The organism is Erythrobacter colymbi (assembly GCF_002155685.1).
In the GTDB taxonomy this organism is placed as follows: domain Bacteria; phylum Pseudomonadota; class Alphaproteobacteria; order Sphingomonadales; family Sphingomonadaceae; genus Erythrobacter; species Erythrobacter colymbi.
This window is the reverse complement of record NZ_MUYK01000005.1, coordinates 1-26,252: the sequence shown is the minus strand read 5'-3', so window position 1 is coordinate 26,252 and position 26,252 is coordinate 1. Positions and strand designations below refer to the sequence as shown.

The 26,252-nt window shown below is 65.2% G+C and carries 27 protein-coding genes and 1 pseudogene; 14 read left to right on the top strand and 14 right to left on the bottom strand.

Annotated features, from left to right (window positions below):
• Positions 1–14 precede the first annotated feature (14 nt).
• From BZF57_RS11950 to BZF57_RS11935, 4 genes are all read right to left on the bottom strand, one after another.
• Positions 15–788 (bottom strand): sulfite exporter TauE/SafE family protein, encoded by a 774-nt coding sequence (locus BZF57_RS11950; protein WP_086738131.1) that lies wholly within the window; start codon positions 786–788, stop codon positions 15–17.
• Positions 789–828: 40 nt separating this feature from the next.
• Complete coding sequence (locus BZF57_RS11945) at positions 829–3,276, bottom strand: TonB-dependent receptor (RefSeq protein WP_086738129.1); 2,448 nt, start codon at positions 3,274–3,276, stop codon at positions 829–831.
• A gap of 93 nt (positions 3,277–3,369) precedes the next feature.
• Positions 3,370–3,537 carry a YezD family protein gene (locus BZF57_RS11940; RefSeq protein ID WP_086738127.1) on the bottom strand — a complete coding sequence of 56 codons (168 nt, stop codon included), beginning with the start codon at positions 3,535–3,537 and terminating at the stop codon, positions 3,370–3,372.
• Positions 3,538–3,689: 152 nt separating this feature from the next.
• Positions 3,690–4,130, bottom strand: a complete 441-nt coding sequence (locus BZF57_RS11935) for an RrF2 family transcriptional regulator (protein ID WP_086738124.1) — start codon at positions 4,128–4,130, stop codon at positions 3,690–3,692.
• Between the two features lie 143 nt (positions 4,131–4,273).
• On the opposite strand from BZF57_RS11935, the gene BZF57_RS11930 reads away from it, so the two are divergent.
• From BZF57_RS11930 to BZF57_RS11920, 3 genes are all read left to right on the top strand, one after another.
• A complete protein-coding gene (locus BZF57_RS11930; protein ID WP_086738122.1) occupies positions 4,274–5,482 on the top strand; it encodes a phospholipase D-like domain-containing protein in 1,209 nt (402 codons plus the stop codon).
• 114 nt (positions 5,483–5,596) lie between these two features.
• Positions 5,597–6,703 carry a GGDEF domain-containing protein gene (locus BZF57_RS11925; RefSeq protein WP_240505960.1) on the top strand — a complete coding sequence of 369 codons (1,107 nt, stop codon included), beginning with the start codon at positions 5,597–5,599 and terminating at the stop codon, positions 6,701–6,703.
• A 226-nt stretch (positions 6,704–6,929) separates the two neighbouring features.
• The gene (locus BZF57_RS11920; protein WP_143738485.1) at positions 6,930–7,847 is read left to right on the top strand and encodes a hypothetical protein; all 918 of its coding nucleotides are present in this window, start codon (positions 6,930–6,932) and stop codon (positions 7,845–7,847) included.
• 154 nt (positions 7,848–8,001) lie between these two features.
• Here the strand turns inward: BZF57_RS11920 and BZF57_RS11915 are convergent, their stop codons facing one another.
• The gene (locus BZF57_RS11915; protein WP_206073248.1) at positions 8,002–9,522 is read right to left on the bottom strand and encodes a replicative DNA helicase; all 1,521 of its coding nucleotides are present in this window, start codon (positions 9,520–9,522) and stop codon (positions 8,002–8,004) included.
• 138 nt (positions 9,523–9,660) lie between these two features.
• On the opposite strand from BZF57_RS11915, the gene BZF57_RS11910 reads away from it, so the two are divergent.
• From BZF57_RS11910 to BZF57_RS11900, 3 genes are read left to right on the top strand one after another with little or no spacing between them, the layout of a single operon-like run.
• Positions 9,661–10,194, top strand: coding sequence for a UPF0262 family protein (locus BZF57_RS11910; RefSeq protein ID WP_240505959.1), 534 nt, complete (start codon positions 9,661–9,663; stop codon positions 10,192–10,194).
• A 3-nt stretch (positions 10,195–10,197) separates the two neighbouring features.
• The gene (locus BZF57_RS11905; RefSeq protein ID WP_086738118.1) at positions 10,198–10,920 is read left to right on the top strand and encodes a glycoside hydrolase family 25 protein; all 723 of its coding nucleotides are present in this window, start codon (positions 10,198–10,200) and stop codon (positions 10,918–10,920) included.
• On the top strand, positions 10,917–11,342 hold the full coding sequence (locus BZF57_RS11900; RefSeq protein WP_086738116.1) for a cytidine deaminase: 426 nt from the start codon (positions 10,917–10,919) through the stop codon (positions 11,340–11,342). Before BZF57_RS11905 ends, BZF57_RS11900 begins: the two co-directional genes overlap by 4 nt.
• Positions 11,343–11,416: 74 nt before the next feature.
• Here BZF57_RS11900 and BZF57_RS11895 read toward each other — a convergent pair whose 3' ends face one another.
• The 3 genes from BZF57_RS11895 to BZF57_RS11885 all read right to left on the bottom strand — a co-directional run bounded on the left by BZF57_RS11895 (position 11,417) and on the right by BZF57_RS11885 (position 13,859).
• Complete coding sequence (locus BZF57_RS11895) at positions 11,417–11,959, bottom strand: outer membrane protein (RefSeq protein ID WP_086738114.1); 543 nt, start codon at positions 11,957–11,959, stop codon at positions 11,417–11,419.
• Positions 11,960–12,084: 125 nt separating this feature from the next.
• Positions 12,085–13,224, bottom strand: a complete 1,140-nt coding sequence (locus BZF57_RS11890; RefSeq protein ID WP_086738112.1) for a M14 family metallopeptidase — start codon at positions 13,222–13,224, stop codon at positions 12,085–12,087.
• Positions 13,221–13,859 (bottom strand): hypothetical protein, encoded by a 639-nt coding sequence (locus BZF57_RS11885; RefSeq protein WP_086738110.1) that lies wholly within the window; start codon positions 13,857–13,859, stop codon positions 13,221–13,223. Before BZF57_RS11885 ends, BZF57_RS11890 begins: the two co-directional genes overlap by 4 nt.
• A gap of 120 nt (positions 13,860–13,979) precedes the next feature.
• Here BZF57_RS11885 and galE point away from each other — a divergent pair, with 120 nt between their 5' ends.
• The 3 genes from galE (at position 13,980) to BZF57_RS11870 (ending at position 15,917) form a co-directional block, all read left to right on the top strand.
• On the top strand, positions 13,980–14,996 hold the full coding sequence (gene galE, locus BZF57_RS11880; protein ID WP_420810206.1) for a UDP-glucose 4-epimerase GalE: 1,017 nt from the start codon (positions 13,980–13,982) through the stop codon (positions 14,994–14,996).
• 105 nt (positions 14,997–15,101) lie between these two features.
• Positions 15,102–15,227: a type B 50S ribosomal protein L36 gene (ykgO, locus tag BZF57_RS11875; protein ID WP_017666014.1), complete on the top strand. Its 126-nt coding sequence runs from the start codon at positions 15,102–15,104 to the stop codon at positions 15,225–15,227.
• Between the two features lie 87 nt (positions 15,228–15,314).
• A complete protein-coding gene (locus BZF57_RS11870) occupies positions 15,315–15,917 on the top strand; it encodes an HAD family hydrolase (RefSeq protein WP_086738106.1) in 603 nt (200 codons plus the stop codon).
• A gap of 380 nt (positions 15,918–16,297) precedes the next feature.
• On the opposite strand, the gene BZF57_RS11865 is transcribed toward BZF57_RS11870, so the two are convergent.
• Positions 16,298–16,642 (bottom strand): CC_3452 family protein, encoded by a 345-nt coding sequence (locus tag BZF57_RS11865; protein WP_086738104.1) that lies wholly within the window; start codon positions 16,640–16,642, stop codon positions 16,298–16,300.
• Positions 16,643–16,851: 209 nt separating this feature from the next.
• Here BZF57_RS11865 and BZF57_RS11860 point away from each other — a divergent pair, with 209 nt between their 5' ends.
• From BZF57_RS11860 to recQ, 3 genes are all read left to right on the top strand, one after another.
• Positions 16,852–17,403: a winged helix-turn-helix transcriptional regulator gene (locus BZF57_RS11860; protein ID WP_086738101.1), complete on the top strand. Its 552-nt coding sequence runs from the start codon at positions 16,852–16,854 to the stop codon at positions 17,401–17,403.
• Between the two features lie 62 nt (positions 17,404–17,465).
• On the top strand, positions 17,466–17,888 hold the full coding sequence (locus BZF57_RS21265; protein ID WP_162291000.1) for a hypothetical protein: 423 nt from the start codon (positions 17,466–17,468) through the stop codon (positions 17,886–17,888).
• 51 nt (positions 17,889–17,939) lie between these two features.
• Positions 17,940–19,754: a DNA helicase RecQ gene (gene recQ / locus BZF57_RS11855; RefSeq protein WP_086738099.1), complete on the top strand. Its 1,815-nt coding sequence runs from the start codon at positions 17,940–17,942 to the stop codon at positions 19,752–19,754.
• On the opposite strand, the gene BZF57_RS11850 is transcribed toward recQ, so the two are convergent.
• The 3 genes and pseudogenes from BZF57_RS11850 to BZF57_RS11840 form a co-directional block, all read right to left on the bottom strand.
• Complete coding sequence (locus BZF57_RS11850; protein WP_086738097.1) at positions 19,751–20,566, bottom strand: hypothetical protein; 816 nt, start codon at positions 20,564–20,566, stop codon at positions 19,751–19,753. The genes recQ and BZF57_RS11850 overlap by 4 nt on opposite strands.
• Positions 20,567–20,639: 73 nt before the next feature.
• Positions 20,640–21,227 (bottom strand): annotated as a pseudogene (locus tag BZF57_RS11845) (ATP-binding protein); the annotation flags it as partial.
• Positions 21,228–21,366: 139 nt separating this feature from the next.
• Complete coding sequence (locus tag BZF57_RS11840; protein WP_086738092.1) at positions 21,367–21,681, bottom strand: DUF6471 domain-containing protein; 315 nt, start codon at positions 21,679–21,681, stop codon at positions 21,367–21,369.
• Positions 21,682–21,783: 102 nt separating this feature from the next.
• On the opposite strand from BZF57_RS11840, the gene BZF57_RS11835 reads away from it, so the two are divergent.
• Entirely contained in the window at positions 21,784–22,854 is a 1,071-nt protein-coding gene (locus BZF57_RS11835) for an IS1595 family transposase (protein WP_086738090.1), read from the top strand.
• A gap of 60 nt (positions 22,855–22,914) precedes the next feature.
• Positions 22,915–23,682 (top strand): hypothetical protein, encoded by a 768-nt coding sequence (locus BZF57_RS20795; protein ID WP_143738484.1) that lies wholly within the window; start codon positions 22,915–22,917, stop codon positions 23,680–23,682.
• A gap of 152 nt (positions 23,683–23,834) precedes the next feature.
• Here BZF57_RS20795 and istB read toward each other — a convergent pair whose 3' ends face one another.
• Both istB and istA read right to left on the bottom strand, forming a co-directional pair.
• Entirely contained in the window at positions 23,835–24,575 is a 741-nt protein-coding gene (gene istB / locus BZF57_RS11825) for an IS21-like element helper ATPase IstB (protein WP_086738086.1), read from the bottom strand.
• A gap of 11 nt (positions 24,576–24,586) precedes the next feature.
• A complete protein-coding gene (gene istA, locus BZF57_RS11820) occupies positions 24,587–26,113 on the bottom strand; it encodes an IS21 family transposase (protein ID WP_162290999.1) in 1,527 nt (508 codons plus the stop codon).
• Positions 26,114–26,252: the final 139 nt, after the last annotated feature.

Here is a 26,252-nt window from a genome sequence, read left to right as displayed (position 1 = left end):
GCTCCGCAGGCCCCCTAGATGATGGGCCACGCTTTCCAGATGCTGTAGGCGCTGGTGACGATCAAGACCAGCGAGACCGCGAACAAAAGCGTGCGCGGATTGACGCGGCTGGCGAGGATCGCGCCGAAGGGCGCGGCCACGACGCCGCCGATGATCAGCCCGCCGGTGATCAGTGTGAAGGCAGCCGGGCCGAGGGTCAGCAGGAAGGTGACCGAGATCGACAGGGTCAGCAGGAATTCGGCGGTGTTGACGGTGCCGATCACCTTGCGGGGATCGCCGCCCTGGATCAGCAGGTTGCTCGTCACCACCGGCCCCCACCCGCCGCCGCCCGCGGCATCGAGAAAGCCGCCCGCCAGCGCCAGCGGGCTGGTGAACTTGGGGTCGGCGAATTTGGGCTGCGACAGCCGGATCGCGCGCCACAGCAGGTAAAAGCCGATGCCGGTAAGATAGAGCATCACGAATGGCCGCGCGGCGCTCGCATCGATGTTCGAGAGGATATAGGCCCCCGTGATCCCGCCCAGCACCCCGAAAGGCACCAGCCGTCGGAACAGCCCCCAGTCGACATTCCTCTGCCACGCATGGCTGAGGCCAGAGGCCCCGGTGGTGAACAGCTCGACCAGATGGACGCTGGCCGAGGCGCTCGCCGGGGGCACGCCCATCGCGCTCACCAGCAGGGTCTGGGTGGTGACGCCGAAGGCCATGCCCAGCGCCCCGTCGATCATCTGCGCGGTGAACCCGATCAGGATGAACGGCAGGATGTCGACAAGAAGCTGGGCAAGATCCGGCATGAGGCATGTCCTCTCTGCGAGGGTTGAAAGGGTAGGTCTGTCAGAATGTAATCGCGACCGTCCCGCCCCAGGTGCGCGGGTCGCCGGGCAAGCCCGCGATCAGACCGGTGTTGCCCGGGCCGACGAAGAGCTGCTCGAAATAGTTTTCGTCAAACGCGTTCCTCACCCAGCCGAAGATGTTGAGCCCGCTCTCTGTCCGGAAACCAAGGCGGAAATTGGACAGGCTGTAGCCATCGATGAAGGTATAGGCCGAAGGCGAGGGGTTGGACGAGAAGTTCGACCGGTAGCTGCCGTCATAGCCGAGATAGACCTCGCCCTCCTTGCCGAGGAACCTGGCGGGCACGTTGCCCTCGGCCCCGAACGAGAATGACCACTTGGACACGCCCGGCAGGCGCTGGCCGGAGATGTCGCAGTTGGCCGGGCTGATGCCGCCCGGCGTGCCGGGTGCCGACGGGGTCTGGCCGGCGGTGGCGGTTGTGCCTCCCGAAAGCTCGGGCGGGCAGGGCGCGTCGACGAAGCGGACGTACTTCGCATCGGTGTAGGCGCCGCTGGCATAGGCGGTGAAGCGCTCGCTCGGGCGGATGTTGAAGTCCGCCTCGATCCCCTGCGAGCGGACCTTGCCGGCATTGGCGAGGAAGCCGCGCAGCACGCCGAACTGGCCGTTGTTCACCGTCGCCTGATAGTCGCGGATGTCGGTGCGGTAGGCGGCGAGGTTGAGGGTCGCCTTGCGATCCCAGAACTGGCTCTTGAGGCCCACCTCGAAGTGGTCGACCTTCTCGGGCCGGATCGTGCCTGCCGCGGCGATCGGCACGCCGTTGGCGTCGGTCGGAAGGCCGTTCTGGTTGATCCCGATGGTCTTGAAGCTGCGCGCATAGGTGCCGTAGGCGAGCACGTCGGGCGCAAGCTCGTAGCTGGCGGTGAGATCGTAGGTGAGGTTCCAGTCGGTGTCCGATGGGGCGCTGGTCTGGGGCGTGAAGACCGCCAGCTGCGCACGGCTGCGGGCGTCGGTCTCGGTGCCGGTCAGCTCCACGCCGGTGCCGGTGAACACCCGGCGCTGGTAGAAGCCCGACTTCTTGTCATAGTTGAGGCGCACGCCCGGCTGGATCGTGAAAGCATCGGTCACCTTCCACGAGAGCTGCCCGAACAGCGCCGCACTGGTGCTCTTTAGGAACTGGGTGTTGCGCGCGGTGAGGCCGTTGAGCACGCTCGGATCGTTCGACAGCGCGTTGCTGGGGGCGATCGTCCAGCGGCTCGAATTGATGCCGTGCTGTTCCAGACCCTGCGTGTCGATCCGCTGGTTGAAGGCGAAGGCGCCCAGCACGAAGTCGACGCTGTCACCCGAGTAGGCGTAGCGGAATTCCTGCGTGTACTGGTCCTGCTGCGACGGGTTCTGCGATCGAGCCACGATCGACAGGCCGGTGAAGTCGCGGTCGTTCTCGGGCTTCCAGTCCCAGTAGCGCCAGGCGCTGACCGAGGTGAAGGTCCCCGGCCCCACGTCCCAGGTGATCTTGAGCGCGACGCCGGCGATGACATTGCCCGCGTTGAGGTTGGAATCGAGGTCGGTCAGCCGGTCGAAGGGATTGGTGCTCGGGGGCGCGTAGTTCTGCGCGGCGGCCAGCGCGGCGAACTGGCGGTTGAGCGGGCGCTGGGTCGCGCCGGTGCGCACGAACACCGATCCGCAGCACACCGCGTCCTGCTTGTTGTAATCGCCCACCAGCTTGATCTTGAGGGTATCGGTCGGCTCCCACAGAAGCTGGGCGCGCAGGCCGATATTGTCGAGGCTCTGGATGTTCTCGCCGGTCACGACGTTGCGGATCGTGCCGTTGCGGCTGGTGCCCGAGAAGGCGATGCGCGCGGCGACCTTCTCCGACAGCGGGCCGGACACCGCGACGCGCGCCTGCTGGAAGTTGTAGTTGCCCACGCTGACCTCGGCGCGGCCCTCGAAGTCGAAGGTCGGCTGGTTGGTCTGGATGTTGATCGCGCCCGCGGTGGTGTTCTTGCCGTAGAGCGTGCCCTGCGGGCCGCGCAGCACTTCGATCTGCGCCACATCGAGGAAGTCGAAGGTGGCCGAGGCGACGCGCGAGTAATAGACGTCGTCGACATAGATGCCGACGCCCTGTTCGAACCCGTCGCTGGTGAGACCGAAGGGCACGCCGAGGCCGCGGATGTTCACGGCCGTGTTGCGCGGGTTCGAGGAGTAGAATTGCAGCGTCGGGGCCAGCTGCTGGAGCCGGTTGACGTTGAACGCGCCGGTCTCGTCGAGCTGCTTGGCATCGAGCACCGATACCGCGAGCGGAATGTCCTGCGCGCTTTCCTGGCGGCGGCGGGCGGTGACGAAGATCTCGCCGCTGTCCTGCTGCGCCTCCTCGGCGGCGGCGGCGGCATTGTCGGTGGCGGCGGAGGCGTCCTGCGCGGCGGCAGGAACGGCCGCAAGGGCAGCAAGCCCGGCGCCGAGCAGCAGGGTGCTGCGGAGGGTAATCAGATGCATGGTGTCGTCTCGCCTTTGCAAGCGGGCGTGCATCCGGGTGTCCGGTCTGCGAGTCCCTGTTGTTTCGTGGTGTGAGAGGGCCGCGGCCGACGGTCAGTCGGTCAGCCGCTTCCTCTCGGTAACGTCGATCTGCATGACCTTTCCGTCATGCACGGTAAGCTGGATCGCGCCGTAGCGCAGACGGCCAAGCGCCTCGCTCACCAGCGCCAGAGCTTCCGGCAGAATGCCGCTCTGGTCAGAGCCTTTCTCGTTGCGGTCCATGGATGGGCCTTTCGTTGCGCGGGGTCTACCCGCTGCGCAAGGAAGTAAACTCTAGCGAATTGCTTGACAATGGGGTGGGCCGCACAGATTTTCTGTCATCGGACGAAAGGTGGGCTTTGCGCGCCGGTGCGAAATTCGGCGTCAGGCTGCGATCAGGCCGTGTCCTCGGCGAAGGCGGGGACGGGGGTGATCGGGTCGGACAGGCGGATCCCGTCGAGGATCTGCGCCGTCCGGTCGCGCACGTCGAGCATCAGCGCCCGCGTGCGGCATTCGCCTTCCTCGAGGCAGTTCTTGCACTTCTCGTGCGCGTAGCGGCTGGCGCAGGGCACCAGCGCGAGACTGCCGCGCATGTGGCGGATGAGATCGCCATAGGTGATGTCGATCGGCGGGATCGCCAGCCAGTACCCGCCCTCGCGCCCGCGCCGCGATTCGACCAGCCCTGCGCGCGTCAACTCGGACAGGATCACGGTCAGGAACTTGTCGGGGATCTTCTGCTGCTCGGCGATCGCGGCAAGCTGGACCGGCCCTTCGCCGAAGTGGTCGGCGAGGTGCTGCATGGCCCTGATGGCGTAGCGGGTCTTCTGCGACAGCATTGGCGATTGTCTATCTGCGGGGTAAGGATTGAGGTCAAGACGGGGATCGCGCTTGTCCTCCGCCGCGTCCGCCCCCGCAAGCCGTGCCCTATTCGTCGCGCGGGGCTGTCGCCCGGTCGTTTCTTCAGGCTACAAGCGCACCCATGGCCACCGCCCCCGCCGAATCGCTGACCGAGCAGACGCCCGAGGGCGCTGCGGTCGACTATTGCGATCTCGATCCCTTCACCGTCGAGGCGGCGGGTCACCGCTTCGTCTTCTACCCGCACGGCGAGGACAGGCGGAAAGCGCTCATCGAACTGATCGACAGCGCGCAGACCAGCCTCAAGGTGTTCTACTACTTGTTCGACAGCGACACCTCGGGCACGATGGTGCGCGACGCGCTGGTCGCCGCCGCGCGGCGAGGGGTCACGGTCGAGCTGATCGTCGATGCTTTCGGCAATGATGCGGGCGAGGCCTTCTTCGAACCCCTGACCGAGGCCGGGGGCACCTTCGCGGTGTTCTCCCCGAAGTGGGGCAAGCGCTACCTCGTGCGCAACCACCAGAAGTTCACCATCGCCGACGAGACCCGCGTGATGACGGGCGGGGCGAATGTCTCGGACCATTATTTCGCGATCCCCGCCGACAACGGCTGGTGCGATCTCTCGGTCACGATCGAGGGCGAGGTGGTGGGCCAGTTCGTCCGCTGGTTTGGCCTGCTGCGCAGCTGGGTGGCGAACGCGGCCGAGGGGCGCACCAGCCAGCTGCGGCGTCTGCGCGATATCGTGCAGGACTGGGAGGGCGGCGATGGCCCGGTGCGGCTGCTCGTCGGCGGCCCCCTGGTACGGCGCGGGCACTGGGCCTGGGTGTTCCGGCAGGATCTCGTCACCGCAAAGCGGCTCGATACGGTGTCGGCCTATTTCTCGCCCCCGCGCAGCTTCCGCCGCCTGATCGCGCGGGTCGGCCGGCGCGGCGATGCGCGCATGATCATGGCCGGCAAGTCCGACATCACCGCCGCGATCGACATGGCGCGGCTGATGTACGGCAAGCTCCTGCGCGCGCGGGTGAGGCTGTTCGAATTCGGCGTCTGCAAGCTCCACATGAAGCTGATGGTGGTGGACGACAAAAGCTATGTCGGCAGCGCCAACCTCGACAAGCGGTCGTTCCGCATCAATGTTGAGCTGATGGTGCGGGTGGAGGACGAGGGCCTCGCCGCCGAGCTGCGCAAGCTGATCGACCACCTCGAAGGATCGAGCGAGCCGATCACCCCTGCCTGGTATGCGCGGCACAGCACCTTCCTCAACCGGATGCGCTGGCGGCTGGCCTACTGGATGAGCCTTGCCGATTACCGGATCAGCAAGACGGGCACGGTCTGAGGTAAACCAACCGCAATCTAACCTGTTAGTTGTATCGTTAACGGGGCTTTTACGGATCGCCCCTTAGGCATGTTCCCCATGAGGGGGACCATCTCGCATCTTCGCCAGCGGTTCATGCCGCCCATCCCGGAAGCGATCCGGGACGAATTCACGCTGCTCCGCGCACGCCGTGTCGAGACCCAGACCAACGTGATGTACATCATGCTGCTCGCCACCACGCCGACTGCGGCCTGGGCGGGGGCGGCCGATCTCCACTGGGGGATCAGATTCGGCATGCCCGCGCTGCTCGCGGTGCTGTGCGTGCTCGGTCTGATCGAAAACGGCATCAGCCGCCGCCGCCATCTCAGCCTGCGCCGCGCGCAGCTGATGGTGAAGAAGACCGCCAGCGTCTCGGGCTGGGTCGGCGTGATGTGCAGCAGCTGGGCGGTGATCAACTGGTTCGCCTCGCCCCCCGAGGCTCATGCCGCCTTCGCCATGATCATCGCGATGGGCGCGCTGGCGACCGCCTACTGCCTCTCCGCGATCCGCTTTGCCGCGATCCTCAACCTCGTCATCGGGGTCGTGCCGATCTCGACGCTGATGCTCCTTTCGGGTCGCCCTACCGAGATTGCCGCGGCGACCAGCCTCGTGCTGGCGACGCTGATCCTTGTGCGCTTCATCCTGCAGGGCCATGCGATGCTGGTCGATCTGCTGCAGCTCCAGCACCAGACCCGCGACCTTGCGCATACCGATCCGCTGACCGGCCTCGCCAACCGCCGCGCGCTCGACGAGCGGATCGAGGCGCTGCTGCGCAAGGGCGATGATGCGCCGGGCTTCAAGCTCGCGCTGCTCGATCTCGACGGGTTCAAGCCCGTCAACGACCGCTATGGCCATGCCTTCGGCGACAAGCTGCTGAGCGGCGTCGCCGACCGGCTGCGCGAATGCATCGGCGATGGCGGGCTGGTGGCGCGTCAGGGGGGCGACGAATTCGCCGTGCTGATCCCGCCGGATTCCCCGCTTCACGGCGCACCGGTCGCCGATCATTTGCTGATCGCGCTCGTGAAGCCGCACATGATCGAAGGCATTCCGGTGAGCGTCGGCGCCAGCGTCGGCGTCGCCCACTGGCCGGCTGACGGCGCGGATGCCGATGCCCTGTTCGACTTCGCCGACCGCGCGCTGTATCAGGCCAAGGCGGAAACACGCACCGAGCCTGAGCGCCGCCCCGAGCGCATTACAGCCTGATTGCGCCAGGCGAGCGCGGTGGCATAGCGGACAAAGCGGACACCGTGTCCGCTTTGCGGGAAGAGATATTTCAGCACTAATTCAATTATATAGACCGTCCCGCGCTAAGCGGACGGACAATGTGGCTGGCGCGAAATCACGCCTCGCCGATCCAACGGCCTCGCAGGCCGGACGCAGCGATGGGAAAGAGCCGGGCAGATCATAGCGGCTGGCGGGGATGTAGGAAATGTCGGTGATCGCTGGCTGGCGGATGAAAGCGGACCTTCTGGAAGCGACCCCTATTCGGTCGTCTCGTGACGCTTTTCAAAGGCCCAAAATCAGCCATTTGCTGAGGCTTAACCGTTTACCGGCAAATAGGCGGCGTGATATTCCTGCATTGCCGTGGACAAGGCGTAAACCGATGAACCTCAGCTCGAACACCAAGCCGGTTCCGATCCTGGGCGAGATCCCGGCTGGCTACGACGGACCGATCTATTATCGCACTGTCACGTCAAAGGGCTTTAGTTCTACCGACAAGCTTGCCTTCGACGAGACCGATCCGAGAATTAAGGAGTTGCTTGCCGGGCGTCCGTTCACAGGAGAGCGCCGTCCCGCTGAACTCGTCGATCCGGCGGGGCGTTTGCTGCCCAAGTGGCAGCGGCCGCTCAAAGGTTACATTCGCCAAAGCGTTCCGCTGTCGTTCGACTGGATCCCGGGCGGGTTTACGCGGGCCTATGTGCGCGACATCATCGAAGAACTGGACCCTTACAAGCACATCTTCCTGCCGCGTGATATGCAGTGGGATGATGGGCGCGTCGAGCGCTTTTACACCATGGAATGGAGCAAGATCGACTTTTTTGGGCGTCACGATGAGCGACCGTTTCTTGACATTGAGAAGAACGGATTGACCTTTGTAGACTTCGATAACGGTCGGCGCGTCTATACCTGCCCCGATTGGACCGGGAGCTTTATAAGTCGGAAAGCTTCAGACGTGGATGCGACTTTCGGCTACATTGATGCGGATGTTATCGCGGACCTGCATTTTGCCAGGGTCGAGTTGCTGCAGAACCAAACCGTCATTTCAAATGCATTACTGCAGCGCCTCCTGCAGTACGGAAACCCTTTTTGCCCCAGCATTTTCCTCGTCCGCATGGCCGTGGCGTAAATAGCGGGAACGACGGCGTGTTGTCTTTGCGATAAAATCGGTCTGGCGAATGGCCGATTGCGCCGGAAATTGCGTAGAAGCCGCCCTTCCCCTCTCCACCCACTTCCGGTCATCCGCGCCCATCCGGCGGCACCACGAAAGCCGCCCTCGCCCTCTATTCGTACCCGTAGTCCGAATAGTCCTTGAAGTTGGGCGAGGTGAACTTGGTGATGTCGCTCTGGAAGTGGAGCGGGACGTTGCCGGTCGAGCCGTGGCGCTGCTTGGCGACGATCAGCGTCGCGCGGCCCACCAGCCCTTCGAATTTCTCCTCCCACAGGCGATACTTCTCCTGCACGTCGGGCGGAGAGGAGGCGTCGGGCGTGTCGGGCTTGACCAGCAGGTGGTAGTAATCGCCGCGGAAGATGAACCACACCATGTCCGCGTCCTGCTCGATCGAGCCGGATTCTCTGAGGTCGGACAGCTGCGGGCGCTTGTCCTCGCGGCTTTCGACCGCACGGCTGAGCTGCGACAGCGCGATCACCGGGACCTGCAATTCCTTCGCCAGCGTCTTGAGGCCGCGGCTGATCTCGGAGATTTCGTTGACGCGGTTGTCGTTGGCGCGGCCCGAGCCTTGCAGCAGTTGCAGGTAGTCGACGATGATGAGGCCGATATCGTGCCGCCGCTTCATCCGCCGCGCGCGGGTGCGCAGGGCGGCGATGGTGAGGGCAGGGGTGTCGTCGATATAGAGCGGCAGTTCGGCAAGGCGCTGGCTGGCATAGGACAGCTTCTGGAAATCCTCGCGGGTCAGCTTACCGCTGCGCAACGCTTCGGAGGAAATCTCGGCCTGCTCGGCGAGGATACGCGTCGCCAGCTGGTCGCTGCTCATTTCGAGGCTGAAGAAGGCGACCGGCGCGCCGTAGTTGAACTCGCCGCCCTCGCGCTGCCAGTTGAGGTGGGCCTCGGCGCAGTTGAAGGCGATGTTGGTGGCGAGAGAGGTCTTGCCCATGCCCGGGCGCCCGGCGAGGATCACGAGGTCGGAATTGTGGAGACCGCTGGTCTTCTGGTCGATCGTGGCAAGCCCGGTGGTCTTGCCCGACAGGCCCCCGCCCGAATTCATCGCGGCTTCGGCCATCTTGATCGCGGTCATCGCCGCTTCACGGAAGGTCGCCGCCTCGCGCCCGGTGCTCGCGCCTTCGGCGACCTTGAACAGGTCCGCCTCGGCCTGCGCGATGCGGTCCATCGGCGAGGTGTCTTCGGAGGTGTCGAGCGCGCCTTCGACGAGGCCCCGCCCGACGCTCACCAGCTCGCGCAGCAGGGCGAGGTCATAGATCTGCTGGGCGAGCTCGCGCGGCACAAGCAGGCCCGCGCCGCTCGCGGTGAGCTGCGCGAGATAGGATGTGCCGCCCAGTTCCTTGAGCGCCTCGTCGGCCTCGAAGAACGGGCGCAGCGTGACCGGCGAGGCGGTGGCGTTGCGCTCGATCAGGGTCAGCACACGGTCATAGATGCGGGCGTGGAGCGGCTCGAAGAAATGGTCGGGCCGGATCGGCACCTGCAATTCCTCGATCACCCGGTTGTCGATCAGCACCGCGCCGAGGAACGCGGCCTCGGCCTCGAGATTCGCGGGCAGCTTGCGCACCGGCAGCTCGCTTTCGCCGGTCTGCGGCTTGATCGGGGTGACTTTTTCAGGTTCGGCCATGCGCCGCCTGATGCGCGCTTGCCCCCCTTCCGCGCAAGGGCGATGCGGGCCAATATTTATTTTGCACGCTGTGGATAGTGGGGAGAGCGCGTTGAAGTGCTTGAAGTGCGTGCCCTCCATCTGCGAAGGCGTGTCGTCATGGCTGAGCCGCCGTCCGATTCCCTGCCCCTCTCGCCCGCGCCCGGCGCCGCGGGGGCGCAGCGCATTGCCCACATCACATTGGATGAAGCGACGATCCTGTGGCGCAATGCCGACGTCGAGCAGGAGCGGCGGGTCGCGATCTACGACCTGATCGAGGAAAACACCTTCAAGCCCCTCCGCTCGGCCGAGCGCGGGGCGACCGGGCCCTATCGCCTGCACCTTTCCGTCACCGACGGGCGGCTGGTGATGGACATCAGCGACACCGGCGAACAGCTGCTCGAGACGCTGCTGATCGGCATGGCCCGCTTCCGCCGCCCGATCCGCGAATATTTCGCGATCTGCGACAGCTATTACCAGGCGATCCGCAAGGCGACCCCGGCCGAGATCGAGACGATCGACATGGCCCGCCGCGGCATCCACAACAACGCCGCCGAGCTGCTGCTCGAACGGCTCGAAGGCAAGGTCGAGACCGATTTCGCCACCGCCCGCCGCCTGTTCACGCTGATCTGCGTGCTGCACATCAAGGGCTGAGCGATGGCGCGTGGGGGCAAGAAGGCCGCACGGCGCGGCCTGCGCCGCTGGTTGTGGCGGCTCGCGGCGCTGGCGGTGCTGTTCGGCCTCGCCTTTGCCGCGTGGCTGTGGTGGGACATGCGCAGCTGGCGGCCCGACCCTGCGCTCTATCCCGAACAGGGCGCGCTGGTGCCCGAGGGCGGCGCGCCGGTGCGGTTCGAGACGCTGAAGGCGATCGGCGCGCGCTTCGTCTATCTCCCGCTCGAGGCAGGAAGCGATGCGGAAGGCCCCGGCGGTTTCGCGGACCGCTTCGCGCAGGCCCGCAAGGCCGGTTTGCGGGTGGGGGTACTGCTCGATTTCGATCCCTGCCTCGGCGCCGACGCGCAGAGCGGGATGTTCGCCCAGATGGTGCCGCGCGATCCCGAACTGCTGCCACCGGCCATCGGGCTCCAGCGGCTGGCTGACGCCTGCGATCCCAAGGTCAGCGATGCCGCCGTCGAGAGCGAGCTGATGACGCTGATCAACCAGATCGAGCTTCACGCCGGAAAGCCCGCGATCCTGCGGCTCTCGCCCGCGTTCCAGGACCGCCACAAGACCGCCACCGCGCTCGCCCGCGACCTGTGGCTCGCCCGCGACCGTGCGCGGCCGGACTATGCGGGTCGCCCGTGGCTGCTATGGAGCGCCAACAGCGCGCGCGTCACCGAGGCGAGCGAGGAGCCGGTCGAATGGGTGGTGGTGCAGAAATGAGCCTTACGCAGGAACAGGAACAGGCCCTCATCGCCGCCGCCCATGCCGCGGCGCAGAACGCCTATGCGCCCTATTCGGACTACCCCGTCGGCGCCGCGCTCCTGTTCGATGATGGCGCGGTGATCACCGGCTGCAATGTCGAGAACGCGAGCTATGGCCTTGCCCTGTGCGCCGAGACCGTCGCGATCGCCAAGGCGCTCGGCGAGGGGCGGCGCGGAGGTCTTGCGGCGGTGGCCGTGGTCGGTCTCAAGGCCGATGCCGAACCGATCACGCCGTGCGGGCGCTGCCGCCAGGTGCTCAACGAAGTCGCGGCCCTTGGCGCAAGCGATCCGCTGGTGCTGTGCGTCAGCAAGGACGACGTGCGCCGCGTGACGCTTTCCGCCCTTCTGCCCCATGCCTTCGGGCCGGGGCATCTCGCCTGATCCAGCCGCACATATGAAAAACGGGCCGGAAGCGCTGCTTCCGACCCGCCTTTCGTGTCACTGTCCGCGCAGGATCAGAACTTCGCGCCGACCGAAACCACCACCTGGTGACGGTTGTCGTTGGCTTCGAAGCCCAGCACTTCGCTGACGTTGTAGGTCGAGTAGCGGTACTCGAGGCGGCCGAAGAAGCCGTCGAACTCGTGCTCGAAGCCCGCGCCGACGCGCACGCCTTCAAGGTTGTCCCCCAGGTCGACGTCGACGTTGCTGTAGCCGGCCTTGAGGTAGATCAGGTCGTTGGCGTCCATCTCGTAGCCGAGACGCAGGCCGCCGTAGATGTCGAGGCCGGCATTGCCGACGCCGTCGCTGATCGAGGTGTCGGTCACTTCGACTTCGGCACCGATGATGCCCTTGCCCGACTGGATGTCGTAACCGGCGGTGACACCGTAGACGACGCCCGAATCATTGCCGCTGACGCCGCCCACTTCGAGGTTGATGACGTCATAGCCGGCGACCGCGCCGACCTTGAAGCCGCCGTGATCGGCGGTCTCTTCCTGCGCGGCGGCAGGAACTGCAACGAGCGCCGCGCCGAGCGCGAGGGCAATCGAAATCCGCTTCATGTGAAATCCCCGTAATCTGTTGGAATGACGGGGCTGTTATCTTATCTCACATTGCGAAGGCATTACATTCTTGCGCCGCGCAGGATCATTCTGGCGGAGTGTGGCAACTTAGCGACAGTGTGGCTTTAGCCCTCGCGCCCCTCAAGCCACTCCACCAGCGCCGCCAGACACTCGCGGCCGAGCAGCTTGCAGCGTTCCGGCGACCAGCCCTGTTCGGGCTCGGGGAAGTCGGCGAGGTCCTTGTAGGGCATCTCCAGCGTCATCGACACCGCGCCGAAGCGTTCGGCGAGCTGGTTGGTGCTCATGGTGAGGTTCGCGCGGCCCGCGGGTGCCTTGGGGTATCCGAGCTTCGTCTGGAAATCGGGCGTGCGGCGGTCGAGGATGCGCTGGTAGCGGTAGAAGCCTTCGCCCTGCTCCTCCTTCCACGAGGGGATGCCCTCGAACCCCGCGAGGAACACCGCCGGGATCGCCTCGTCGGCGTGGACATCCATCGCGAAGTCGACGCCGGTTGCGTCCATCCGGTTGCGGATCGCGAGCACTTCGGGCGAGCGTTCGGGGGTGGGATCGGCCCATTCGCGGTTGAGGTTGGTGCCAACCGCATTGGTTCGCAGGTGCCCCCTCCGCGAACCATCGGGGTTACAATTGGGGACGATGTGGAGGCGGCATTTCGCCCGCAGCGCGCGCGCCACCGGATCTGCGGGATCGGTCAGGCACTCGAGCGCGCCCTCCATCCACCACTCCGCCTGCGTCTCGCCCGGGTGCTGGCGGGCGTAAAGCCACACCTGCGTTTGCCCTTCGCCCATTTCGAGGCAGTCGATCGGCTGGCCATCGAGAGTGGTGCCGAGCCGGACGTAATCGACGCCCTCGGACGAGGCGGCCTCGGCGATCAGATCGTGGTGTCGCTCCATCGAATAGGGCGCGAAATAGGCGACCCAGAACACCCCGCCTGCGGGCAGGTAGCGCACCGTCAGCGTGCCGCCCTGCTCGTTTTTGTCATAGCTCGATGCTGCCCGCGCCCAATAGGCGCGGTCTTCGGAAACGCAGGCGTCATAGCCCGGCCAGCCGCCCGGATAGGCGCTCCCCTCGAGGCCGGTCAGCTTGAGCACGACCTCCTCGCCCGCCGGCGCGGCCACGCGGAAGTGGAACCACTGGAAGAAGTCCGAGGCATTGTCGCGGCGGATCGCGAGGCGCGCGGTCGCGCCTTCGATCCCCAGCACGTCGATATTGCCGCTGTCGAACCCGGCATCGATGGAAAGGGCGGTCATTTGGTTCCTTGAAGCTTCTTGACGCTGATCGTCACGGTCTCGCCATTGCCACCGGGGAAGTCCTTGAACAACCCGGCCGCAAGCGTCCGTGCGCTGGTTTCGACCTGCGAGTAGGGCGATTTCACCCCGGTCGCGATCTGGGCGCGGCCTTCCCACAGGGTCTCGTTGCCCGGGCGGGTGATGCGCACCTCGAGCGTGGTGTTGGCCTGCGGGCTCTCGCGCCCGCCGCCAAGGTTGATGCCGACCCCCATGCCGAGGCCCGAGCCGAAGCTGCCGGTCGACCCGCCGACCCCGACGCTCACCGGTCCGCGGTTCTGCACCGGAGCCTGCGCGATCGGTCCGCGGGTGGTGCGGATGGTGGCGGTCTGGTCGGCGCTCGTGCCCTCGGGGACGACGGTATAGCCGAGCCGCGTGAGTTCGGCGCTGACGGCGGCGGCAAAGGCGCGGCGGGCGTTCTCGTTGCTCACCGCGTCGGGGAAGGTGATGGCGATGGTGCCTTGTCCCAGACCCGCCGGCGCGGGGGCGACGAAGCGGGTGACCTCGACCGGGCCGGTATAGGGCGTGGTGGCGCAGGCCGACAGGCCGAGGGTGGCAGCGGCAATCGCGGGGGCAAGCAGGGGGCGGGGCAGACGCATGGCGCAGGTTCCTCTCGTGACCAGCCGCTTATAGGCCTTGCGCCTGAACAATCACAGACTGCGATGTGTCTGTGGCAGGTTGAGATTTTCTGAAGCAGATTGTGTGATAGGGGGCCCATGATGACTGACAGCAAACCCACCGTCCTCGTCACCGGCGGCGCAGGCTATATCGGCAGCCACGCGGTGCTCGCGCTGCGCGACGCCGGATGGCCCGTCGCCGTGATCGACAACCTGACGACCGGCTTCCGCTTCGCGATCCCCGATGGCGTGCCGCTGTATGAAGGCGATATCGAGGATGCCGATCTGCTCGCGCGGATCTTTGCCGAACAGGGCATGGGCAACGGGCGCGGGGCGATCATGCACTTTGCCGGGTCGATCGTGGTGCCCGAAAGCGTCGCCGATCCGCTCAAGTATTACCACAACAACACGGTGAAGAGCCGCGCGCTGATCGCTGCGGCGGTCAAGGCGGGCGTGCCGCATTTCATCTTCTCCTCGACCGCCGCGGTCTACGGCATCCCCGATGTCGCTGCCGTGAGCGAGGATACCCCCCAGCGCCCGATCAACCCCTATGGCTGGTCGAAGTTGATGACCGAGCAGATGCTCGCCGACGTCGCCGCCGCGCATCCGATCAATTGCGGCGTGTTGCGCTATTTCAATGTCGCGGGGGCCGATCCGCAGGCGAGGAGCGGGCAATCGACCGCAGGCGCGACCCACCTCATCAAGGTCGCGATCGAGGCGGCGCTGGGCAAGCGCGAATCGGTGAGCGTGTTCGGCACCGACTATGCGACGCCCGACGGCACCGGGGTGCGCGACTATATCCATGTCAGCGATCTGGCAGCCGCCCACGTGCTGACGCTCGAAGCGCTGATCGCCGAGCCAGCGCGCTCGCTGACGATGAACTGCGGCTATGGCCGGGGGTTCTCGGTGACCGAAGTGCTCGATGCGGTCGACCGCGTGACGAATCGCCAGCTCGACCGCCGTCTGGAGCCGCGCCGGGCGGGCGATCCCGATTCGCTGATCTCGAACCCCGCGCGCCTCAAGGCGACGCTCGGATGGGAGCCCGCCAACGCCGATCTCGACACGATCATCGCCCACGCGCTCGCCTGGGAGCGAAAATTGAGCGATTTGCGCGGCTGATCGGGCGAGTCCTGCATTGACCTGCGTGCCCGGCATCGCTAACGGCACGCATCAATTTCCGCGCGTCGGACCGTTCCGGCGCGCTTCTCTTTTGGAAAAAGCGCCATGAAGATCGTCAACAGCCTCAAGTCGCTGAAGGGCCGTCACCGCGACAACCGCGTGATCCGTCGTCGCGGCCGCACCTACGTGATCAACAAGACCGATCGCCGCTTCAAGGCCCGTCAGGGCTAATCGGCGCGGCTGCCCGATGGGCGGCTGACGGATCTGGCGGCCCGCCTCCTACCCGGAGCGCGGGCCGCAAGCGTTTGGGGCTTGGTGATGCAGAAGGCTGTGGTGTTCGATATCGGGCGGGTGCTGTTCCACTGGGAACTGGGCGCGCTGTTTTCGAAGCTGATCGCGGACCGCGAGGAGCTCGACTGGTTTCTCGCCCATGTGGTGACCGAGGAATGGCACTTCGAGCATGACCGCGGCCGCGCGCTCGCCGACATGGTGCCCGAGCGCATTGCGCAGTTCCCGCAATACGAGTCGCACATCCGCGCCTATGCGGAGCGGTTCAACGAGACGATCCCCGGCCCGGTCCAAGGCTCGCACGAGATCGTCGAGCGGCTGGCAGCAGCGGGCGTGCCGCTCTACTGCCTCACCAATTTCGGCGACGAGTTCTTCGCGGCCTTCCGCCCGACCCAGCCGGTGTTCGACCATTTCATCGACATCATCGTCTCGGGCACCGAGAAGGTCGCCAAGCCCGATCCGCGGATCTACGAAATCGTCGAGGAACGCAGCGGCAGGAGAGGCGATGCGCTGTTCTTCACCGACGACAACCCCGCCAACATCGCCGCCGCCAAGGCGCGCGGGTGGGACGCGCACCTGTTCACCGATGCGGCGAGTCTGGAAGCGCAGTTGAAGGCGGCTGGGCTTCTCTGACTCCCCGTATGCGTCCGCGCCTCCGCGCGGACGTCCTCGGCGCTATTCCTTCGCTTCGCTACGGGCGCCTGCGGCTCGCGCGCGTGCGCTCGCGGTCGCTGTGCGACCGATATCAGCGCATGAATCCGAGGATCGTGGTGCCTTGGTCCGCCATCGGACGGACCGCAAGGCCGAACGCGCGCCCGCAGCGGAAGCGAAGCTGAACCGCCGCAGGCGGATCACCCGCCCGCAGGGCGTGTGAGCGAGGATTTCGCGCGCCGGATGGCGTGCGGAACACAAGAAAAAAACCCCCGGCGCCGGGTGCGCCGGGGGTTTTTGCTCCGTCCGGTTGGAGAGGGGGGACGCCCGGACGGAGAGGGACTTACGTCAGTCGGCTGCGATCAGCCGTTGCACTTGGCCAGTTCGGCTTCCTCGATCGGCTGGCCGAGCACCTTGAAGCTCGCGACTTCGCCGACCTTGCGGTTCAGGCCGCGGCAGATGCGCAGGGGGCGCGCGCTCGCCTTGTTGGCGACGCAAGTGGTGCCTTCGCAGGTCCAGGCAACGCCGGCCGCGACCATGCGCGCTTCGCTCGCGGGGGCGGCGAGGGTGGCGCTGTAATAGGCGGTGCCGGCCGCTTCGAGCGGGCTCGAGCTGGTGGCGACGCCAAAGCTGAGGCCAGTGTAGACGAGGGCCGAAGCGAGGATCGCGAACTTGCCGGTGCGGGGGAGGGAGAGGGTGTTGATCATCGGGGTTGTCCTTTGCCTTTTTTCGTTCTGGGGCCTCAGCCCCATGGTCTCTGTCACCGTATTTTGCAACGCAACATTTCGATTCGAAACCAGTTGCTATTCGCTACCTAACGAACTAGGTTGTGAGTTGCAACTGAAAACTGAAATTTTTTTGTGTGGCCTGCAAAATCGGTTACACAACCCCCCGGAAGGGGAAGGAAAGGCAACCTATGGGTGATTTGAGAGAACCGCTGCGCGAGCTGATCGAATGCGGGCTGCCGCAGGCGCTCGAGGTGATGGGGGAACGCTGGTCGCTCATGATCCTGCGCGCGAGTTTCAATGGTCACAAGCACTTCGAGGAATTCCTGAGCGAGCTCGGCATCGCCCGCAACATCCTCTCCAACCGCCTCGCCAAGCTGGTCGAGCACGGCATCCTGAAGCGCGAGCCTTGCGCGGATGACCGCCGCAAGATCGAATATCGCCTGACCGAAAAGGGCTTTGATCTGCTCCCCGCGATGGTCGCGCTGCGTCAGTGGGGGCAGAAATACGGCTCCGAGCGCGTGGTCGAAGACCCCGTGCTGGTCGATGAGCGTGACCGTCTGCCGATCGGCCCGGTCTCGATCCTCGCGCATGATGGCCGCATCCTCGGCCCGCAGGACCTGTGGATGGTGCGCCCCGCCGACCTCGGCAAGCGCGCCGACGGCACGATCGCGACTCGCGGCGCGGACCTTGCCAAGGGCGACGTTGTCGACCTCGCGGCGAAGAAGGCGGTGCTGCGCTGATCCGAAGCGCAGCCGCAGCCGTAAAGCGCTCGCGCGCAGCTTCCAAAGCCGCTTGCCTTTGGGTGGCCGCTTTTGTTGTCGCAGGTTGTGCCGAAGCCCCGGCGACAATCCCCGAAGGCTGCTATGTTCTCGATAATGGCGAACCGCTGCTCGAGGTTGGCCAGGGGCGCATCCGTCTGCTTGTCGCGGGTAACCTCGAGAATGCCGCAATCGGACCATGGCTGGATCCGGCAAGGGAGCGCTTCGCGGTCACGCCCGCGTTCTACCTCCGCGACGGCACCGTCAGTGGCCCTGCCGGACCCTCAGTCATGGCTCAATCGGACGACGCTGGACGCGAAGGTTCATTGACCTATCGCACGGCAGAGGGGCGCGACGTGCTCCTCGTGCCGGTCGAAGCCTATGGTTTCCGGGAAGCGGTCCGGGAGGAAGGCTGCGGACCTTCATCCCCCTCGGACCGCACGAGCCCAGCGATAATCCGTCGATAGCGCGCAAGGAGCGGGTGCCCCTGTCGCCTTGCTTCAGCTAGGGCCGCGGCCATGAACGTGGCCGTGCCCCCCGCCCCCCTGCCTTCGGTATGCCATGAAATCCTCCACCGCACCTTCGGCTACCCCGCCTTCCGCGGGCAGCAGGAGGCGGTGATTGGCCGCGTCATGGCGGGCGCACACACGCTGGCGCTGATGCCCACCGGAGCCGGCAAGAGCCTGTGCTACCAGATCCCCGCTTTGGCGCGGCCCGGCACGGCCATCGTCATCTCGCCCTTGATCGCGCTGATGCATGACCAGATCCGCTCGGCGCGGGCGGCGGGGATTCGCGCTGCTTCGATGACCTCGGCAGACAGCGACAACGCTGCGACCGCCGAGGCCTTCCGTGCGGGTGAGCTCGATCTTCTTTATGTCGCCCCCGAGCGCGCCTCGACGCCGGGCTTCCAGAGCCTGCTCGAACGCGCGCCCGTCTCGCTGTTCGCCATCGACGAGGCGCATTGCGTCTCCGAATGGGGGCACGATTTCCGCCCCGATTACCGGATGCTGCGTCCGGTGCTCGACCGTTTTCCGCAGGTGCCGCGCCTCGCCCTCACCGCCACCGCCGACCGCGCGACGCGGGCCGATGTCCTCGTCCAGCTCGGCATTCCGCAAGAGGGGTTGATCGTAGCCGGGTTCGACCGCCCGAATATCCGCTACGCCATCACCCCGCGCGACAACGGCCCGCGCCAGATCACCGAATTGCTCCAGAGGCTGGACGGCGCAGGCATCGTCTACGCCCCCAGCCGCAAGCAGGCCGAGGACCTCGCCGCCGCAATCACCCGGGCCGGGCGCGAGGCGGGGTTCTACCACGCGGGGCTGGAGCCCGAGCGCCGCGCCCGCGTGCAGGCCGAGTTCGTCGCGTCGGAGAGCATGGTGATGGTCGCCACGATCGCCTTCGGTATGGGGATCGACAAGCCCGACGTGCGCTTCGTGGTCCATGCCGGGCTGCCTAAGTCGATCGAGGCCTATTATCAGGAGACCGGCCGCGCGGGGCGCGATGGCGATCCGTCCGAAGCGCATCTGTTCTGGGGCGTCTCCGACTTTGCCCGCGCGCGGCAATGGCTGGGCGAAGTGGAACCCGAGCGCCTGCCTGCCGAGAACGCCCGCCTCAACGCGCTCGCCGCTCTGGTCGAGGCCCCGACCTGCCGCCGCGCAATCCTGCTCAGGCATTTCGGCGAGCACCCCTCCGAGACCTGCGGCAATTGCGACAATTGCCTCGAGCCGCCGCAGGTGCGCGACGCCAGTGAACTCGCGCGCAAGCTCCTTTCGGCGGTCTACCGCACCGGCCAGAGCTTCGGCATCGGCCATATCGAGAAGGTGCTGACCGGCCAGAACGACGAGCGCATCGAAAGCCGCGCGCATGACAAGCTGTCGGTGTTCGGCATCGTCGGCACCTCGGAGGCCCCTCTGATCCGCCCGCTGGCGCGCGCGCTGGTCGCAAGGGGGATGCTGACTGCGACCGAGCATGGCGGCCTCGCCCTCGGCCCCGAGGCGCGCCCCGTATTGAAGGGCGAGGCCGGCGTCACCATCGCCGAGCCGCCCGTCCGCCAGCGCCGCCAGCGCCGCGCGCGCGGGGGTGGGTCAAGTGACGCGCCCAACCCCGTCGGCAACCCGCTGTTCGAGGCCCTGCGCGCCAAGAGGAAGGCGCTCGCGAGCGAGCATGGCCTTCCGGCTTACGTGATCTTCCATGATTCGGTGCTGCGCGACATGGCGCTACAATGCCCCGAGACGCTGGCCGAACTCGGGCGCATCCCCGGCGTCGGCGCGAAGAAGCTGGAGACCTGGGGGCCGGATTTTCTGGATGTCGTCCGCCAGCACTTGCGCGGCTAGGGCTTCGCGCGTTGCTCCGTGTAAGTGACACGGATCAGCACCCATTCCCCGAATTTTTCCGTCCCCCCAAGCCGCGGTGGGCGGACCCGGAACTGCCATGCTGCTGCCAGCACTGCGCGGCCGATTTGCGACCCCTGCGGAGCTTCCGAAACCAGAGCGCAATCTTCGACATAGTAGCCGCTCACGGTCTTGCACTCGATCAACGCGTAGCCAGGGCCATTGGCCGTTGAGAGATAGCCCGCCAGCTCGGTCTGGGTCGGTTCGCGATACCACCGGGCGGCGTAAAGCGGCTCGCCGTTGCGCGCGCTGCCCACCCGCGGCGTGTCCCCCGCCGTACGCGGGTTGCCGGTATCGACCGGGCCATAGCCGCCGCTATTGGGCCGGATGCGCGCGCCGATCTTGGGCGAGGGCCGCGCGTTCGGGGCGGGGCTCGGCTGGGGCTGCGGCGGGGCGGGCTCGGGCGAGGGTTGCGGCGCGGGCTGCGGGTTGAGCACCAGCGGCGAGGGGCGGATCGGCGATTGCGGCACGGGCTGCACCGTCTGCGGGGCATCGGCGGCGCTCGCCTCGGCGGCCTGTTCGGGCTCGGCCTCGGGCTCTGAGGGGGCCGCGAATTCCTGCGCCTTGAAGGTGGTGACTTTTTCCTTGGCGTCTTCCTCGCCCACCAGATTCGCGCCCAGCGTGAGCAGCAGCAGCACGATCAGCGCCTCGATCGCGAGTGCGAAGGCGAGGCTCGCGAGCTTGCGCCGCCGCGAGGCATCGCGCCACATCGCCACCAGCCCCGCGATCCCGCGCGCAGGCTCTTCTGCCGCCAATGCTGATGGATCCTCGGTAATCGCCGCTGCGCCTTAGTGCGGGCCGTGAAGAGGGCGGCCCTGTGCGCGCCTCTTAGCTGGTCATCATCCGATAGGATAGCGCCTCGGCGATATGGACGCGGCCCACCGTTTCGGCTCCGGCAAGATCGGCGATGGTGCGCGAGACGCGGAGCATCCTTGTGTAGCCGCGCGCGGAGAGGCGCAGCTTCTCGGCCGCCTGAAGCAGCAGCTTGCGGCCGGCCTCATCGGGGGTGGCGTATTGTTCGAGCCGCTCGCCCTCCAGCTCGGCATTGGACCTGACGCCGCGCGCGGTCTGGCGCGCGCGGGCGGCGGCGACGCGCCTTGCCACTTCGGCGCTGCCCTCGGCAGGGGGCGGCAGGGTCATGTCCAAAGCGCTCACCGCGCCGACATGGACGTGAAGGTCGATCCGGTCGAGCAGCGGCCCCGAAAGCCGTGCCTGATAGTCACCGATGCAGCGCGGGTACTTGTTGCAGTTGCGCGCCGGATCGCCCGCATAGCCGCAGCGGCAGGGGTTCATCGCCGCCACGAGTTGCACGCGCGCGGGGAAGGTGACGTGGGCATTGGCGCGGGCGACGTCGACCGTGCCGGTCTCGAGCGGCTGGCGCAGCGAATCGAGCACCGGGCGCTGGAACTCCGGTATGGCGGAGTTATTGCACCAAGACCACTTAAGGGCCTGAGTTAAAGAGGGAATCTAAAGAACGAATCGATCCGTATGGGGAGCCGATTTTTCTGGGGGTGGGCGAGCCCACCCCCAGAAAAATTTCGCGGGCATAGCCCCCTCAATTCTCAGTCGGCGACTTCTTCTGGGCAAGCGCCTGGGCTCCGTGCGGCCCAACAGCAAAAGAACCAGAGCCATCGGGGGCTCCGGGGATGTGCAGCCACTCGACTCCGATCGCAGTCATACACTGCAGAAAGAACACAGCCGTGAACCTCCCCCGGCTCATTTTGCTCTTTATAGCCCCCTCGGTGTCCTCAACACCGATCTTGGCAAGAGCCTCCCTGAGCGCGGCATACGACATCCCCCGAGTCATCAACTGACCCCGAACCAGGTTGCGAGCGAGCTGCTCCCATTCATCATCGCGATCTTGTGTCATGAGTCACTTATAGAATCAGGATACGGATACGGCAATTAAGGTGTCGTATTCGGCACTTTTTGATTGACCACGAGGCCCGATAGTGTCATATACGACACCTCAATGGCCAGTCGTGCAACCATCCCGTTCAAGCGCAAAAAGCAGGGCCAGCATTGGCTGAAGAATCCTGCAAGCCGCACGCTGAGCATCCATGACGTCTTTAAAATGGGGGAAGAGGGTTGCAGGGAGTTCTTTCTCCGGGCCAGGTGGCCTGACGGAAACCCCACGTGTCCGGAATGTGACTGCAAGCGGGTCTATGCAATCAGGTCCCAGAACCGCTTCAAGTGCGCCAATCCGCAGTGCTACAAGTTCTTCTCAATCACGAGCGGGACGATGTTCGCGCACAAGCGCATCACCTATCTCGAGCTCATGCTCATTGTCCGGGCAATGGCGGTTCATGCCAAGGGTGCAGCCTCAATCTGGCTATCGCACGATTACGACCATGACTACAAAACTGTCTGGGTGCTCACCGACAAGCTCCGAGAAGTGATGTTCCTTGATCAGGAGGACGTTCACCTCGTTGGTGAGGTTGAGATCGATGGCGCCTATTTCGGTGGCTACCTCAAGCAGGCCAATAAGAAAGACGAACGCATCGATCGTCGGCGCATTCCGATCAATGGCAGCAAGCGTCAGTGCGTAGTCCTGCTGCGGGAGCGTGGTGGTCAGGGACGGCTTCTGACGCGCACCTTCAAGAGCGAGCGTCAGGCCGTCTCATGGATCACCGAAAGCGTAGATCGCAGCGCCACTCTCTTCGCAGACGAAGGATCGGGATGGGAGCCGCTATACGGAAGCCATCACCTTGAACGCGTCAACCACAAGAACGAGTTCTGCAACGATGAGGGCGTCCACACCAACGGTGCAGAAAGTGCCTTCTCGCGTATGCGCAGAGCCGAAATCGGCGTGCACCATCACATCGCTGGCGATTATCTCGACTTCTACGCTGCTGACGGCGCCTGGAGAGAAGAAAATCGCCGGCTCGACGACCGGGCAAAGGTAGAAAAGCTAATCCGTGCTGCGATGGGGCTTCCGCCATCTCGCACATTCGCCGGATATTGGCAGGCGTCTGGTCCTCGGCGTGAAGATGACCGCAAGCATGATGTGCTTAGAGCACTTGGTATCAACGACAATGAATAGAGCCCGCTAGGGCTACATCTCTGGATCCTGGCGGTGGGTTACCATCGAAGGAGATAGATGATGGAAAATTTTCTTGGCATTTTTATATTAGGTCTGACGTCACTTATTCCTGGGACTGGTTCAAGTGATCTGCATCCACGTGCCATTAACTATATGGAATTCCTCAGTCCTGTTATCAAGGTGCCCGGAAGCGTGCTTGTAACGGAGAGCTATAGTCAGCCGCCCGTCCATCGGAATAATAGCCTGGTTGGCTACGCTAAGTTCTTCGCCAGCTTGAAGAACACGCCTACGCAAGGGCAGGGAGACACTGCCAATCATGATTTCGATATCCGTCGCAACTCCGGTGCCGGCATTGATCAGTTTCAACTTGCCATTGCCAGCCCTCTCCGAGAAGCGGACGCTGAGAAAGGGCAGCATGCCCTCTTTCATCAATCGAACGGCCTTGCTGGCGTCGCGAGCAGCTACGGCGGCCACGGCAACGGCGAGAACGGTAGCCACGGCCGCAAGGGCGCTAATCAGGGCAGCGAAAGACGATACGCGGTAGTTTTCCGCACCGATCCTGTTCGTGTAGCGAGCGACAGCGACGCTGGCCCACTGAGCGCACAGGTCAGAATACCCAGTGTCAATCGGCTCGCTTTGGCAAGTTGGGCGATGGTTGTCGGCCTGATGTTCGGACCCTTTTTGGTTGGATGGGCTATCGTCAGCGGCAAGCCGCTCCTCACGCGAAATCGGGAGAATGACGCCATCCTGGGAGGCGTCATAACGAATATAGGTTTCGCCGCGTTTATTTACCTCGCGTTTGCTCCCATCGGAACCAACGGACTTTGACGAAGAATCTAGCTCGGTATGAGGGGACCCGTGCGGATTCCGACGATCGCGCGCATGTATTCCGATCTGATGCCGCGCAGCGTTCCGCTTTGATCGCGCGCAGGTGAAGCACCTGATCGTTGGTATGTTGTGGCACTATGCTTTGCCGCGGGTCAAGCGGCTTGAGCGGCGATGCTTCGCCGCATGGATTCCCCGGATAGCTCGAGCCTGTGGGCGTTGTGGACAAGCCGATCGAGGATGGCATCGGCGTAGGTCGGATCGCCGATGAGATCGAACCAGCGCGCGATGGGTAGCTGGCTTGTTACGAGCGTTGAACGGCGCCCATAGCGATCCTCGAGGATCTCCAGCAGATGATGGCGGGCATTGCCATCGAGCGGCTCAAGCCCCCAGTCATCGAGGATGAGCAGGTCCACGCGGGCCAGGCTCTTCATGCGCGCAGCAATGCGGCCATCGCCCTTGGCAAGCGACAGCTCGTCGATCAACCGCGGCAGGCGGGTGTAGAGAACCGAGCGATTGTCACGGCAGGCCTGATGCCCGACGGCGCAGGCCAGCCAGCTCTTGCCGACCCCTGCTGGTCCGATAATCGCACAGTTCTCATGGGCAGCGATCCAGCTGCCCTTCAGCAGCATTTCGAACAACCGCCGATCGAGCCCGCGGGCGCTGCGATAATCAACGTCCTCAGGCACGGCTTGGTGCCGCAGCTTTGCCTGACGCAGGCGCAGGGCGAGGCGCTTGTCATTGCGCCATGTCGCTTCATGATCGAGCAGCAGCGCCAGCCATTCCGCGTGGTTCAGGCTGGCGGCATCGCCATTGCCATCCAGATCCGCAAAGGCTTGGGCCATGCCGATAAGGCCAAGCTGGTTCAACTGATCAAGTGTGGGGTGTTTGAGCATCCTTGCTCCTTTCAGTGGTAGTATTGAGAGCCCCGGATATTGTCGTGCAGGATCGGCTCGCGCTCCGGGGCTTTGGACACGGGCACCTTGTCGAGCCCCTTTTCGAGGATCGATTTTACAGACGGATAATTGCGCGCGCCGATCTCCAGCGCGCGAAGCGCAGCCGCTTCAAGGCGCTCAGCGCCGAACCGCTTGGACAAGCCGATGATCCCCAGGCACGAACGGTAGCCTTGCTCGGGATGCGGCCGGTCCTCGATGATGCGCGCCATCAACAGCGACAGCATCGGGCCGATCCGGCCCGCCTCCTCCTGGATCTTTGCCGGTGTCCAGTCGAGATAGCGCCGGTGGCTCGATGGCATGTGCTCGGGCACGGTCGTGTGCCGACCATTGCCACTGCCGCGCATGTGCACCGCGATCCGCTCGCCGCCGAGGAAGATCTCGACGCTGCGGGCCGTGTAACGCACCTCAACCTCGCGCCGCGCGTAGCGGTGCGGCACCGAGTAATGATGCTGCTCGAGCGCGATATGGTAATCGAGCCCAACCCGGCAGCGCTTCCATTGCGCATGAACCCATGGCTCCGGTGGCAGCGGCTTCAGGTTCGGCGCATCGACCTCCTCGAACAGCTGGCGGCGCGTGCGGCCGAACTGGCGAAGCACACGGCGCTCATTCAGATCAGCAAGGCACTCGGCAATGGCAGCGTTGAGCTCGGCCAGGCTGTAGAAGATGCGATTGCGCAGACGGCCCAGCACCCAGCGCTCGACGATCCTGACACAGGCCTCAACCTTCGCCTTGTCCTTGGGCCTCCTCGGCCGTGCCGGCAGCACTGCCGTCCCGTAATGCCGAGCCATGTCCGTGTAGCTGCGGTTGAGCATCGGATCGAAGTGGCAAGCCTTGATCACCGCGACCTTGGCATTGTCGGGCACCAGCAGCTGCGGCGCTCCGCCGAAGAATGCGAAGGCAGCATTGTGAGCCTCGGCCCAGTCAGCAAACTGCTCGGTCCAGGTCGCACACGCAAACGACAGGCTCGAGCCGCCCAGCACCGCGACGAACAGATGCGCATCGCGGATCTCGCCGGTTCTGCGGTCTACCACCACCGGCACCGTGTCGCCCGCATAATCAACGAACAGCTTCTCACCGCCGGCATGGCTCTGGCGCATCACCAGCGGCAGCCGGCCTTCCCAGCGCCGGAACAGGTCGCACCACCGGCTGTAGCGATAGCCGTCGGGGTTCGCCGCGTGGTATTCCTCCCACAGGATCTGCAGCGTCACGTGCTTGCGCTTCAACTCGCGCGCCACCACCGCCCAGTCGGGCTCAGGCAACTTGCGGCGCCCGGGCTTCACCCCTGGCACGCCGTAGAGCCGGGACTCCAGGTCGCTGTCCGTCATTTCAGGCTGCACTGGCCAAGTCAGACCCGACCGATCGAACCGCCGAAGCGTATCCCGGACCGTCGTCGGTCCGACCCCGACCCGCTCGCCAACCACCCGCGTCGAAAGCCCGCAGTCCAGACTCAGACGCAAAATCTCGCGCACATGGCGCATCGTAACTCTCCTCGTCGGCATGCATTCCTCCAACCGTTATCCGGTCGAAAGAATGCCCCAACGATCAGGTGAGCCTCACCTCAAACTGCGCGCGATCATATCGGAATGCTGCGCGCGCAATTCTCGGAACACCGCGCGC